This window comes from Microcoleus sp. Pol10D4 (assembly GCF_036701555.1).
Classification (GTDB): Bacteria; Cyanobacteriota; Cyanobacteriia; order Cyanobacteriales; family Microcoleaceae; genus Microcoleus.
The window spans coordinates 57,968-70,872 of the sequence record NZ_JAUBRA010000035.1 but is presented as its reverse complement, the minus strand read 5'-3'; the positions used below and the strand labels follow the sequence as shown (position 1 = coordinate 70,872).

The following is a 12,905-nucleotide window of genomic DNA, read 5'->3' as shown; positions in this document are numbered from 1 at the left end:
TTTTTTTCTAATTAACTACTTTTAGCGATTTTATCATGATCTGACGTCTGTCTCACATTTATTTGAAATGACTATATCTCGTAGACCTCTTTGTCACCCCCCCAGGTTCGTTAGTAAAAAACTCTCTCCAAAAACTTGACAATCTTAAAAGATCTATAGCATTTATCAGAAAGATGAGGTATGATATAAGGAATGAAAAATAAATAACTTAATGAATTACTCAGGTTGGGGTACGGCTCGATAATTCCATTTGGGCAAATATTCGTCAAAAACAATTTGCATAGTATTTTTGAAATTATCAGCCACCTTTCGACCAGTTTGATAAACTTTATTAAGGATATTTACAGCTACAGATAGTCCCGTTTTAGTGTGAGTTTTTTCTACGAGAACTTTCACTAATTCTAAACTTGTAAAAATTACTCCTTGACCAGCCCCGGTAATATGAGGAAAAAGTCGATCTTCTATCGGATTATATTTAGATGTATAAGGAGGGTAATGAGCAATTCTGATCTCAATTCCTATTTCATTAACTAATTTCTGCAAATCTTCTTTAAAAATATAATGATTAGCATTATTACTACCTCCCCCATCACATTTTGCCAAGATAGAATTAGCGTTAGGGTAGGTAGCTTTACCATAATTATTCCACCAATTTTTTAAAGACTCACAGGCAAATTCACTGGTATTTTTACTATTTCCTAAAGTTATATATTCTCGGTTTTGTTGAGAATCATAAATTTCATGTAGGATCACTTTACCGTGACCTAAACTCCAAAAATCATGATCAAAAGTAGTGACTGGTTCTTTTGTATAGAGAGTTCCCGGACGATACAAATTCCCTAAAACTTCTTTCTTTTTGGTGTCAAAACTAATAATTGGATTGCTGGCTTCTCTATACTCTGCATTAAGTCTAGCAATGTTTTTAAATTGAGCATCCCGATTTTTATTAATTCCTATTGTTTGTTTTTTTTGAGCTTTTCGTTTCACATACCCATGCTTTTTTAAAAGTTTGGCTACTAATGGGAGACTAATGGTAAAACCTGCCGCTCCTAGTCCCGCAGCTATTTCTTTATGGGTCAAATTAGTCCCTTTGATTAATTCATTCATTGGGTCTCCCGCCGTGTAATTTTTTAAAACTTCTAAAAATGCTGCATCAATGCCGATTTGAGTAGACAGAATACTTTTTCTTCCCCCTCCTTTCTTTCTGACCCTGGAACTCTTGAGTGTCTCTGAGTCCATTTTTTCTAAATCTTCTATTCCCTTGACGATGGTGTTTCGACTGCATCCCAAAAGTTGCATTACATAGCTAATTCCACCCCCTCCTAATTTTTGAGCTTCGATAGCTGCATACCTTCTTTTATCCTTTTCTGATAAGGATTTATAAAATTTTTTCATTTCTGACTCAATTGAATTAGAATAAGACATGGGTTTAAACGCCAATTAAAGTAGTTGAGTAGAAAAATCCGTTGTGAGTTAATCTCTGTTTGGGTGAAAATTGCAATAAGCGCACTTTTTTCAGTATAACCAATAATTCATCAACTTATTTATTTTTTATTCCTTAGCTGTTTCTCTTGCACTTGCGGCTCGATCGCCCTATCTTCTAAGGCTTGCTGTGTAAACCTTTAGCTCATCATTCAGCAAGCCCTAAATAACAAATTAATTCGCTCATGACAACTCCCAAAATCAAAAGCCTCTACACAGACGGCGCTTGTTCTGGCAACCCAGACCCAGGTGGCTGGGGTGCAGTAGTTTGCTTCGCCGACGGCAACTGTCACGAACTCGGAGGTGCAGACCCCCAAACCACTAACAACCGCATGGAAATGCAGGCGGCCGTCGCTGCGCTGGAATTTTTTGCCAATTCCGGTCAAACCGAACCAGTCACCGTTTACACCGACAGCGAATACGTTAAAAACGGCATCACCAAATGGATTCAAGGCTGGAAAAATAAAGGCTGGAAAACCTCAACGGGCAAAGATGTTGTCAACCAAGACCTCTGGCACCTGCTAGACAAGCTGAATTCCCGGCAAATCAAGTGGGAACACGTCCGCGGCCACTCCGGCGACTTCTACAACGACAGATGCGATGAAATCGCCCACAGCTTCTCGCACAATCTCACTCCCGAACTGCAACAGCAGAAACCAACTGTAGGCGAGGCCGGGGCGGGCACGGGGGCAACGCCCCTACACTTTGACAACACAATTGTTTCGGAATAAACGGACGCAACTGGTAACAAAACGATAGAATCCTATGTCATAACTTCTGACCTTCCGATCTCCAACTCTACCATGATGGATTCAACTGCCGATACCCTGGAGAACTTGCCCCGCGAGGTGAGGGTTCAAGACCTCCGCAATCTGATCGAAACGTTGCACATCGCCGACGAGGTTGCTACGAAAGGCTACTTGATTACCAGTTCTGAACTGGCTGATTTGATGGATGTAAATGCCAGCGCTGTCACCAGTCGTGGAGACAACTGGGTTTGGCGAAATTGGGTAGTGTCGCGGGTGCGGCGCGAAGGCAACCAAATTCTCTGGCAATTAGAGAGAATCGACCACGTTAGTACAACTGATTAGTGGTTAGTCATGAGTTATTGGTTGATTAATAACTCATGACTAATGACTGTCTCAAAGCAAGATTTGGCAAAATTCCGTAGGGACACAACATTAGTTGTGTCCTTTTAGTCATCAGTTGAGTAAACAGATTACCGAACATCAGTCCCAGTTAAAAGAAAGAATCCAACTGTCTGTAAGCCCGTGCTCAAAACCCTCATAAAATCAGTGATTTCCCATCGAAAATCTCAAATCGCAAATCGAAAATAGCATGAGTATCAGCTTGCGAACAGTCACTGCTACCAGATATGTCACTCCTTTGCGCGAGGGCGGGTCGCTACCCGCGATCGTTGAAGCAGATGATGATGGTATGTACGTACTCAAATTTCGCGGTGCGGGCCAGGGAGCCAAATCTCTGATCGCCGAGCTAGTGGCGGGAGAGATTGCTCGCGCCTCCGGACTCCCAATCCCCGAACTCGTCTTTGTTGAACTCGATCCCGAACTAGCTCGCACTGAGCCTGACCCGGAAATCCAAGATTTGATCCGAGCAAGTGCTGGCCTCAACCTCGCCCTCGACTATCTCCCCGGTTCCATCACTTTTGACCCGATAGCGGGCAAGTCTGAGGCGGATCTGGCCTCAGAAATCGTCTGGTTCGATGCTTTTGTGACCAACATTGATCGCACGCCGCGCAATGCAAATATGCTGGTATGGCACCGCCGGCTTTGGCTGATAGATCACGGTGCGGCCCTCTACTTCCACCACACATGGAAAGATTATCTCTCGCGCAGCCGCGATCGTTTTCCGCCAATCAAAGACCACGTTCTACTGCATTTTGCCAGTACGCTGGAAGCGGCAAATTCAAAGATGACTCAAACGCTAAGCTGTTGTGCATTTAAAACGCATAGTGGTATAACAATACTTCGGACAGTTTTTAAGCAGCGAGAGTACCATAGGATAGGACTGACGGAAGGTTAGGGTGATTTAAAATTAAATTCCGGTCTAAATCTAACTTATCAATAAAGGTGTAAAGTATATGCCTATTGAATTCACGGCGTTTATAAGAGGTCATGGAAAACACGAATGGCTTGGGAGATGAATGACGATTATAAGCTTCATATTTGGCTAAATTCAAAGCAATTAGACTGGCGTTAAAATGAAAATCAAGGCATTGACCACTACGAGATTGACAATTGGATAAGCCCGTAAATTGTTTGGCATCACGAAAAATAAACTCAATCTGAAAACGAGCCTGATAATACTCAAGTATTTGCTCACCTGTCAGCTCGATATCAGTGCTGAATAATAAAATATTTTTGATTTTACCATTGGGTTGGAGTGCTGAAAGACAAGCTAAACGTATTTTTCATTTTAAAGAAACACTCCATACTACTAATGAGTAAAGCTTAACTCCCGGTTTAAATTCTTTGATGAAGGTTAAGTTTTTTAACTTATTACATTCTACTTTTCCATCGTATTTACGAGGAGCAACTATTTTATTTTTTTCACCTGTATAGAGGTACTTTAAGTTGGCATCTGAGCGTAATTTACTAATCAAATTTAAATTTGAATTTCGTACAGCATCCCAGAACTTAGCGCGGCAATAATAACCATCAGCTACCAAATAGCGTACAGATTCTGGCAATAAAGAACGGGTTTTTTTTAAATGTTGAGCATAGTCGTCAACTCTTGTTATCTCAGGCGTTGAGCATAGTCGTGCTTTTTTTTTAGTTGGTTTTTTTGATTTTCTTTTCCTTTGAGCAGTGAGGGGATTTTTGGGTAGTTCTGTGGGAGGACGCCAGGGTGTTTGTTGTACACTCACACTATAAGACAAATGAGTTTCGACTTCGACCACAGAAATTACAGAAATTTCTAATCCCTCTTCTGGTCTGCCAGCTACACCATTATAAAAGCTAGCTTTCCCTTCAGTTTTTTTGCCACTCTTGTCAATAAATGAACAATCAATTACAGCAATAATAGTTTGCTCAGAATCCAAGGCTTTATTGATAAAGTATTGATTAAATTCTGCGAAATCAAAGTTTTTCAAAAAATGCCGACGATAAGTTTTTTCACTCAACGAACTGTAACGGCTCAGATTGGTAAAGTTTACCTTGCCATAAACAAGCCATATGGTGGAAAACAAGGTCACCATAAACTTTTTTTGGGATTGACTAATCCCTGACATTTGTTGTAAAATTGATTCTAGAATATTCATCAGGCATTTTTTTAAGTTCGTCTATTTTTTGAGCTTAATCTAAAAAGTGCCTTTTTTTGGGAGTTTCGGTTAAAATTCCAGGGATTTTTTGTCTCTGTTCGGGGAGCGTCCCTGTTCCAAAACTGTCCGAAGTATTGGTTCAGGAGAGCCGAATTAATGAGTAAAACTCAAACTTTTAGTTAACTCGTTGGTAATCCGAAGACTTCAGAGCATGAGCCAAAAAGCGTTCTGTGTAGTACAAAGCCAGTTGATTGCTCGGCCCATTAAAAACTGCATCAAAGGCGTGTTCAGCCCAAGGGATTTCGAGCAAAATAGCCCGTGAAGCGAAGCTATCCCGTAGGGAATCGCCCGTGGCTCGCAATCGTTGGTAGAGCGATCGACCAAACTTGGGCTGAACTATATGGTCGCGACCTGCATAAACCAGTAAAGAAGGGGGAAGATTCGGTTTAATATAATTGATGGGAGAAGCCCGACGGTAAAGCTCGTTGAGTTCGTCTGGCGTTCCTCCCAAAAAGGCACGCAAGACGGCTCGAACATTTATGGCATCAGGAAAAGGTGGGTCATTGTATCCCCGAATCAGGTCATTTGGCCCGTAATAGTTCACCACTGCTCGAACTGGAAGCACACTAGAATTATAAGCAGTTAGCATTGCTAAATGGGCACCTGCAGACCTTCCCATAATAGCAATTCGATCGAGATCGATTTCCCAATCACCAGCATGAGTTTTGATATAGGAAAGAGCGGCTTGTACGTCGTCAAGCTGAGCAGGAAATCGATATTTGGGAGCGTGGCGGTAATCAATCGCAACCACACAATAGCCTTGGGCGGCCATGTAGCGGCTGAATTCCTCATTGGAATTGGGATTGCCTCTCTGCCAAGCTCCTCCGTAGAGTGTGATAATCGCCGGATATTTGCCAATTTCCACGGGCCGGTAAAGGTTTAATTGCAGTGAAACTCCGTCTGGGTTGGCAAATCCAATAGCCCGATCGATCCTAACGTCTCTGATGGGAATTCCTCGGAACGCATCTGCGAGGATAAACGGTTGAGGGCGTAGCTGCGCGCGATGGGCTGGAGGAAGGGCTGCTAAATAGTTTTCCCCTAGAACAGCTTGCATTTGGGTAGCTATGGCTGCATTGGCTGCTGGGAACTGAATCAGGGGGAGCAGGCCCAGGATTAGGGCGAACAGGTTACAAATGAGTAAAATAATGTAGACTTTGCCTTGATGCCGTCTGAGCAGGTTCACCACAAGGGCGATCGTATTGATACCGACCAACCAAGGACTGATTTCTGGTGCTCCCACCGCCAAAGGGTACAGGAACATCGTGGGTGCTGGTATGATGACCCAGAGACTGAGAAATAGTGCGATCGCACTCAGGAACCAAGAAATAAATGGCGAGACTAAGAATGCTGCCAATAAGGGTAACTTTTTGCGGTTCTTCTTGTGGATCATCGGATTTTTGCAGCCTAGTTTTTAATCAGTTTAAATTAATCTGGCGGTTTTTATTGGTAACTCGATCGCCTCTGGCATTTTACCAAACCAGCAACTTCATTGACTCCGACATCCTACGTCGATCGAAAATGCTTTAATGTATCGTTGTATTTTCATCTTTGGGGTTATTCGCTGTTTCTGGGAATCTTAAGCTGAGGTTCTCTGGCTCAACTAGCTCTATGGGATCTTACTCATCAAAAGTTTGGCTATTATTCCGATTTTGGTAGTTAGACAGGAATTAGGCACGGGTGTGGATAAACCAGGTTTTTTTACATATTATTAAAATTTATGGAAACCTCAAATCGGGACGCAATTAAATTGTAGACTAAGTGTATTTCTCAGGTAAAATCGACTCTAATCCTTTAATTGCTGAGGCATAGTCTCATGCCCATTCCCAAACTCAGTGAAACAACGATCGAGCTTCACACCTCTGCCCAATCTCTCAAACGGGGTGAAGCTTACTATTTAGCTGGCAATGTTACTAGGGCAGTCCGGCGTGGCAATATGGTGCAAGCAGTAGTGGAGGGTTCCGAAGTAGAACCCTACCGTGTTACCCTGCCCTTTGATGATGCCGGATTAGCATCTACATTATTCTGCACTTGTCCTTACGATAACGGTGGGTGGTGTAAACACATTGTGGCGACGCTGTTATTGTGTCTGCGGCAACCAGAAATAATTGAGGAGGGCCCGACATTGGAACAATTGCTCGATCGCCTCAACGATGTACAAACCCAGCAATTAATACAGCATTTAGTAAAAAAAGAACCATCACTCATTGATGCGATCGAACAATACATTAACTTAAGTGCTATTCCTGCACCTTCAAACCAACCAACCAAAGCACCGCGCCACACCTCCATCGATCCTGCTCCCTTTCGACACCAAGTACGACGAATTTTGCGAGAGGCTGTGAGATATTTGGAGGATGGATGGGAGGAAGACCCGATTACAGAAGAACTTTTAGATGTAATTCAGCGAGCCCAGGAATTCAGCGAACAGGGGGATGGCAACAACGCCTTAGTAATTTTAGAAGCCATCACCACAGCCTGCGTTGAAGATTGGAATGATGTAGAAGAGTTTGGCGCTGAAAATTCTGAGATAGCTAACGCTTTGAATGAAGCTTGGACAGAAGCCATTTTGACGGCTCAACTAACTGCTGAAGAAGAGATCGATCTCCAGGTGATGTTAGAAGCTTGGCAAGATGAATGGGATTGTGATTTCAGTATGAGCTTGGAAGCTTTACGCCAAGGTTGGGATGACCCCCTACTCCAAGAGGTACTTGAAGGAAACATTACTCGGTCAGGAGTTTGGGCTGGTGACGCACCAGACTGTGCTCGCGACTTAGCATTGGTTCGCTTGCAAATCCTCGATCGCCAGGAACGTGATCGAGAATACTTATACTTAGCCCAAGCAGAAGGTTGTACTCAACAATACTTGACGATGTTAACTCGTTTGGGGAGAGTAGAAGAAGCAGTGGAAGCTGCTGCTACCCAGATGCAATCAGCGGAAGAGGCTTTTGCTCTCGTTCAAACTTTAAAACAACAGGGAGCCTTAGAACAAGCTCTGAAAATTTGTCAATCTGGGTTAAATTTGTCAGGTCATTGCCATTACCAACTGGCCACATCGATGAGTGAGTTGGCTGTTGAGTTGGGCGAAGACGAACTTGCCTTAAATGCTAGAATCCAGATATTTAAAATCCAACCGTCTTTTAGCGATTATAGTTTAGTGAAGGAGTTAGCAAGAGATAGTTGGTCAACTTTGAAAGCAGATTTGTTGGCAACTCTGAAAACTAATGAAAGTTGGAAGTTTACTGACGCGAAGGTTTATATTTTTCTGCATGAAGTAATGATTGAAGATGCGATCGCCCTTGTTGATGGCTTGGGTTATTACCAATCAGCACTGATTCACCGAGTAATGGGGGCTGCTATCAGCCACAGCCCCGATTGGGTAATCGCCAATGCTTGTCGGCGTGCTGCATCGATTATGGATCAGGGGAAATCAAACGAGTACAATCTTGCGATTAAGTGGTTGGAAAAAGCCCGCGCTGCCTATTTACACACTGGGCAAAATCTTCAGTGGTCTGCTTATCGTTCTCAACTGATGCAAGTACACAGTCGGAAGCGGAAGTTGATGGAAATGCTCAAAAGTCCCGATTTAGATTGAGCCTTAAGTTTACGGTAAACCCAAGTGAAAGCGACCCAACCCAGGATCAAATAAACCTTACTTAATTTTTGCTTTCACAGCCCTAGATTCCACTGTGAATCCTGGAATATCTTGCAGTTCTGTTTCGCTCAAACTGTACTGTTCGCAAACCAAACTCAAACGAGTTCCGGTACTTTTAACAGCGTTGACAGAGTGAGTCAAATCTCCTTGAAAATAGATCAGCGAGTTCGCTTGCGGCTTAATCTGCCCGACTTGCTGTTTGTTGCGCCGCAGTATCAATTCTCCCCCTTGCAAGTTCGGCGGTACTTGTACGTACAAAACGCTGACGGCTGCGGGAGGTTCAACAGTTTTGCAGTACGATCGCAAAGATCGATCGATATGCGGATCGACGCGGGAACCTTCACCTAGCAACAAAGGGTTGAGATAAAAAGCATTGCATTCAGGCTGTAATGCTTGGTCTAGATAGGGTTTGAACAAAGGGAACCGCCGTTCAACTTCGGCGATTTCCGCACGTTGAAACACCACGGAAAACCCTTTTGTGCCAATGAAATCGCGATTGAGGTTGTTGATTGCTAGATAAGGGGAAGCTAGAATTGCTCCTCGCAAGTCGTTGAGGTAGTCGATCGAGAAAGCGTTAGGATGTTGGCTATAGTATTTCAAGGCACTCAAAAATCATCAAAGTTTAAGGAAACAGCAGATAAAAATGCAGCAATCGCTCAGACTTGGGATTACTTCGTTTCTCGCGGAGGACATAATAATGTTGATTTCAGTCCGCGTACTTAAGTCAAAGGTTTTTCTTAACTGCGGGCGATCGCCCGGAAGTGTCGCAACCAATTAGCAACTGCCAAATATTACTATACAGGCGATCGTTGTGGTGATTCGATTATATTTGCTATTCGATTATACCTGATGCCGCTGGGCAGTCGATCGCCCATTTATTTTAACTTGTGCAATTGCAGGGACGATCGCGGAAATTGCGATCGCATCCGGCCTCTGTTTTATCACCGATTTCTTGAGCTTGCTAGCTGGAAAACTGATGGGTGTGCTGTATAGGAAACATCTTGCTAAAACAAGCAATCCGTGCATTAGGTCAAAATGCTGGGAGGGCGATCGACAAAATTTCAGTGGCGATAGAACGTTAATAAAGTTTACAAATAGAGGGTGGTCTCAAAAATACCAGCAGTCGCAACATTTACTAAGTAATTATTTTAGATTAAATTAATATTTCACAGAGTGGAAAAAAGCAAAGCTGCCATCTATAATTAAAGAGTAAGCGGAAAAAAATAACTTCCTGAAACGATATGGCAACAACATTGTACGAAAAAATGGGTGGAGAGCCAGCCATTAAAGAGATGGTGGATGATTTTTACCGCGATGTTTTGGCTGACGAGATAGTGAGCCATTTCTTCGATCATACAGACATGGAAAAGCAGCGCCGCCATCAAACTGCTTTTATCTCTTATGCCCTTGGCGGCACCAAGCAATACTCAGGCCGTTCAATGGAAAAAGCACACGCAGGTTTGAATTTACAGCCTGAACACTTTGATGCAATTGTGAAGCATTTGACAGATGCAATAGTTGCCCACGGCGCCTCCCAAGAGGATCTCGATGAAGCGCTAGGTAAGATCGCGACTTTGAAAGAGGCTGTTTTGTACAAGTAATATCTAGTGAATGCAACAGGGTTTGTACAGGCACTAGAATAGTGATAAAAGTGGAGATTTCGTAATTAGGAAGCGAAAGCTCCACTTCGTTTTGTGTCGGAGACAATGAACCGCTTTCGAGGCGAGGGAAGAGAAAAGTTCACAATTGAGGCGAAGATGGCTAGAGTTATTTAACTGATATCCCGTATGAGTTGTGGGAATCAATCGCGAGCGATATTATAGCGTGTTTAAATTATTTTCCACTTAATTTATCAATACGTGTTTCATTTTTTATAGTAGCTTATTCGGCGAGCCACGGTATTGCTGAATTATATTTCACTCTATTTGTTCATTTACTTGAAATGCTGACAAGTTATATTCCTCCTTTAGCTAGATGACGGTAGTCAAGTGCGGCTTGCACGATCGGTTTACTAATTGCCAATTACCAATTACCAAATCGTATATGCCGCAATACTTCGGAAAACTGCAAAAAACGGAACAGCCTTGGTCAACAATCGGTTCGGTAGAATCCATAAATAAAACCGATCGCAACCTTCACTTTAATTGCGGCGAAACTTCCCTAAACATCAGCATCCTCGCCCCGAATTTAATCCGAGTGCGAATGTCCCCGACAGGTGAATTTAACAGCCGATCGCACTCAATAACTCTCGCTGACGAAGAGTGGGAAATTACACCATTTGAAGTGCGAGAAACAGACGAAAAAATAGAAATTGAAACAGCACAAATATTAATTTCCGTAAAGCGCGATCGCACTGCCATCGAATGCTTTGACAAATCGGGAAAACCCTTTGCTAGCGACTGCGATCCTAGTATGGGATGGCGCACAGGCGCAACCGCAGGCTGGAAGCGCATCGAAGCAGACGAACACTTCTACGGTTTCGGCGAACGCACCGGCTTTCTCGACAAACTCTCCGAAGTCAAGACAAACTGGACAATAGACGCACTTGACTACAATTCCCTCAGCGATGAAATGTACCAGGCGATCCCATTTTACATCGCCCTGAATCCCGATCGCGCTTACGGCATCTTTTTCAACACGACATTTTGGAGTCAGTTCGACATCGGCGCCCAACAACCGGGGGTTTTGCGGATGGAAACCAGAGGCCCGGAACTCGATTACTACATCATTTACGGCCCGGAACCCGCCCAAATTCTCGCCACCTACACGCAGTTAACCGGCCGGATGCCGCTTCCGCCAAAATGGGCGCTGGGATACCACCAATGCCGCTGGAGCTACGAATCCGAGGACGTTGTGCGGGAGTTGGCGAAGGAATTTCGCGATCGGGCGATTCCCTGCGATGTCATCCACCTCGACATCGACTATATGAACGGCTACCGCGTTTTTACCTGGAGCCCGAAGCGTTTCCCCGATCCCGCGAAACTGATCGCAGACTTGACAGCAGCCGGTTTTAAGGTTGTCACGATTGTCGATCCCGGTGTCAAGTACGAACCGGAAGGAGATTATGAAGTATTCGATCAGGGTGTGGAGAATGACTATTTCGTCCGAACCGCAGAGGGAAGGCTATTCCACGGTTACGTTTGGCCCGAAAAAGCGGTGTTTCCCGACTTCCTGCGGCCAGAGGTGCGCGAGTGGTGGGGCGAATTGCACAAAAACCTGACAGATATGGGCGTTGCGGGGATTTGGAACGACATGAACGAACCTTCGATCGCAGAACGGCCTTTTGGCGATGGCCACGAACACATTTGGTTTCCGCTGGATGCACCGCAAGGCCCGGAATCCGAGGGCGCAACCCACGCGGAAACGCACAATTTGTATGGGTTAATGATGGCGAAAGCTTGTGCACAGGGGTTGCAAAAAGTGCGATCGAACGAGCGATCTTTTGTGCTGACGCGATCGGGTTTTGCGGGCATTCAGCGTTACTCTTCGGTATGGATGGGCGACAATCAATCGCTGTGGGATCATTTAGAAATGTCGATGCCGATGCTTTGCAATATGGGGCTTTCCGGCGTGGCGTTTGTCGGTTGCGACATCGGCGGTTTTGCGGAGAATGCAACCGCCGAAATGTTCGCGCGGTGGATGCAGGTGGGAATGCTGTATCCCTTGATGCGCGGTCATTCGGCGATTAGTACGGCGCAGCACGAACCGTGGGTTTTTGGATCTCGCACTGAGAAGATTTGCCGCGAATACATGAATTTGCGCTATCAGTTGTTGCCTTACATTTACACGTTGTTTTGGGAAGCTGCGACGACGGGAACACCGATTTTGCGACCGCTACTATATCAATTTCCGCGCGATCGCACAACTTATCACCTTTACGATCAAGTATTACTCGGCCCGTCGCTGATGGCTGCACCTGTTTACCGCCCTGGAGTTGAGCATCGCGCCGTGTATTTGCCGGAGGGGACTTGGTACGATTGGTGGACGGGCGAATGCTATCAGGGCCCAACGCACATTTTAGCTTATGCACCTTTGGAGAGAATGCCGCTTTACGTGCGGGGCGGGGGCATAATTGCGATCGCACCTGTGAAGCAATTTGTCAGCGAAGAACCGCTTGAGTCATTAAAAATGCGAATTTGGCCCGGAAGCGGTGAATGGACGCTTTATGAGGACGATGGACACAGTTTTGAACACCAAAAAGGTGTCTGGGCAACGACTAATTACAAGGTGTATTTGGAAGGGGAAAAAATCATCGTTGAAATTGCCGCGCGCGAGGGTCAATTTTTGATATCAGAACGCGAAGTTATTGTGGAAGTTGTTGGCGTTGGCGAACAGCGATTTACAGATGACGGTACGGTGCGGCGTTTGACATTTGGATAACTTTGGCATAAAGCGGTTTATGCTATGGTGGGATTCATTCAGGGCGATCGC

12 protein-coding genes are annotated in these 12,905 nt (G+C 44.5%); 6 read left to right on the top strand and 6 right to left on the bottom strand.

All coding sequences use genetic code 11. From position 1 onward, the window contains the following. Positions 1-216: 216 nt before the first annotated feature. Positions 217-1,425: an ISAzo13 family transposase gene (locus QUA36_RS18085; protein WP_333458606.1), complete on the bottom strand. Its 1,209-nt coding sequence runs from the start codon at positions 1,423-1,425 to the stop codon at positions 217-219. A 242-nt stretch (positions 1,426-1,667) separates the two neighbouring features. Here QUA36_RS18085 and rnhA point away from each other — a divergent pair, with 242 nt between their 5' ends. From rnhA to QUA36_RS18070, 3 genes are all read left to right on the top strand, one after another. Further along, entirely contained in the window at positions 1,668-2,213 is a 546-nt protein-coding gene (gene rnhA / locus QUA36_RS18080; protein WP_333458605.1) for a ribonuclease HI, read from the top strand. A gap of 72 nt (positions 2,214-2,285) precedes the next feature. After that, positions 2,286-2,573, top strand: a complete 288-nt coding sequence (locus QUA36_RS18075) for a hypothetical protein (protein ID WP_333458604.1) — start codon at positions 2,286-2,288, stop codon at positions 2,571-2,573. Between the two features lie 247 nt (positions 2,574-2,820). Continuing rightward, positions 2,821-3,525 (top strand): HipA family kinase, encoded by a 705-nt coding sequence (locus tag QUA36_RS18070; protein ID WP_333458603.1) that lies wholly within the window; start codon positions 2,821-2,823, stop codon positions 3,523-3,525. Here QUA36_RS18070 and QUA36_RS18065 read toward each other — a convergent pair. From QUA36_RS18065 to QUA36_RS18055, 3 genes are all read right to left on the bottom strand, one after another. Then, a complete protein-coding gene (locus tag QUA36_RS18065; protein ID WP_333458608.1) occupies positions 3,482-3,838 on the bottom strand; it encodes a transposase in 357 nt (118 codons plus the stop codon). The two genes, QUA36_RS18070 and QUA36_RS18065, sit on opposite strands and share 44 nt — an antisense overlap. Before the next feature lie 75 nt (positions 3,839-3,913). Beyond that, on the bottom strand, positions 3,914-4,762 hold the full coding sequence (locus QUA36_RS18060; protein ID WP_333458602.1) for a transposase: 849 nt from the start codon (positions 4,760-4,762) through the stop codon (positions 3,914-3,916). Between the two features lie 175 nt (positions 4,763-4,937). After that, positions 4,938-6,212, bottom strand: a complete 1,275-nt coding sequence (locus tag QUA36_RS18055) for an alpha/beta hydrolase (RefSeq protein ID WP_333458601.1) — start codon at positions 6,210-6,212, stop codon at positions 4,938-4,940. 423 nt (positions 6,213-6,635) lie between these two features. Here QUA36_RS18055 and QUA36_RS18050 point away from each other — a divergent pair, with 423 nt between their 5' ends. Beyond that, the gene (locus tag QUA36_RS18050) at positions 6,636-8,414 is read left to right on the top strand and encodes an SWIM zinc finger family protein (RefSeq protein WP_333458600.1); all 1,779 of its coding nucleotides are present in this window, start codon (positions 6,636-6,638) and stop codon (positions 8,412-8,414) included. Positions 8,415-8,471: 57 nt separating this feature from the next. On the opposite strand, the gene QUA36_RS18045 is transcribed toward QUA36_RS18050, so the two are convergent. Together QUA36_RS18045 and QUA36_RS18040 are read right to left on the bottom strand one after the other, a co-directional pair. Next, positions 8,472-9,083 (bottom strand): 2OG-Fe(II) oxygenase, encoded by a 612-nt coding sequence (locus QUA36_RS18045; protein ID WP_199297348.1) that lies wholly within the window; start codon positions 9,081-9,083, stop codon positions 8,472-8,474. Positions 9,084-9,314: 231 nt separating this feature from the next. Beyond that, complete coding sequence (locus tag QUA36_RS18040) at positions 9,315-9,500, bottom strand: hypothetical protein (RefSeq protein ID WP_333455557.1); 186 nt, start codon at positions 9,498-9,500, stop codon at positions 9,315-9,317. A 215-nt stretch (positions 9,501-9,715) separates the two neighbouring features. On the opposite strand from QUA36_RS18040, the gene QUA36_RS18035 reads away from it, so the two are divergent. Next, positions 9,716-10,075: a group 1 truncated hemoglobin gene (locus QUA36_RS18035; RefSeq protein ID WP_333049224.1), complete on the top strand. Its 360-nt coding sequence runs from the start codon at positions 9,716-9,718 to the stop codon at positions 10,073-10,075. 373 nt (positions 10,076-10,448) lie between these two features. Next, positions 10,449-12,854 carry a glycoside hydrolase family 31 protein gene (locus tag QUA36_RS18030; protein WP_333458599.1) on the top strand — a complete coding sequence of 802 codons (2,406 nt, stop codon included), beginning with the start codon at positions 10,449-10,451 and terminating at the stop codon, positions 12,852-12,854. Positions 12,855-12,905 lie beyond the last annotated feature (51 nt).

What these genes read in the sequence shown, in the direction of transcription:
- QUA36_RS18060 (WP_333458602.1), bottom strand. Translation starts at nt 4,762, where the DNA reads ATGAATATTCTAGAATCAATTTTACAACAAATGTCAGGGATTAGTCAA.
- QUA36_RS18055 (WP_333458601.1), bottom strand. Translation starts at nt 6,212, where the DNA reads ATGATCCACAAGAAGAACCGCAAAAAGTTACCCTTATTGGCAGCATTC.
- QUA36_RS18085 (WP_333458606.1), bottom strand. Translation starts at nt 1,425, where the DNA reads ATGTCTTATTCTAATTCAATTGAGTCAGAAATGAAAAAATTTTATAAA.
- QUA36_RS18040 (WP_333455557.1), bottom strand. Translation starts at nt 9,500, where the DNA reads ATGCACGGATTGCTTGTTTTAGCAAGATGTTTCCTATACAGCACACCC.
- QUA36_RS18050 (WP_333458600.1), top strand. Translation starts at nt 6,636, where the DNA reads ATGCCCATTCCCAAACTCAGTGAAACAACGATCGAGCTTCACACCTCT.
- QUA36_RS18030 (WP_333458599.1), top strand. Translation starts at nt 10,449, where the DNA reads ATGACGGTAGTCAAGTGCGGCTTGCACGATCGGTTTACTAATTGCCAA.
- QUA36_RS18035 (WP_333049224.1), top strand. Translation starts at nt 9,716, where the DNA reads ATGGCAACAACATTGTACGAAAAAATGGGTGGAGAGCCAGCCATTAAA.
- QUA36_RS18070 (WP_333458603.1), top strand. Translation starts at nt 2,821, where the DNA reads ATGAGTATCAGCTTGCGAACAGTCACTGCTACCAGATATGTCACTCCT.
- QUA36_RS18075 (WP_333458604.1), top strand. Translation starts at nt 2,286, where the DNA reads ATGATGGATTCAACTGCCGATACCCTGGAGAACTTGCCCCGCGAGGTG.
- rnhA (WP_333458605.1), top strand. Translation starts at nt 1,668, where the DNA reads ATGACAACTCCCAAAATCAAAAGCCTCTACACAGACGGCGCTTGTTCT.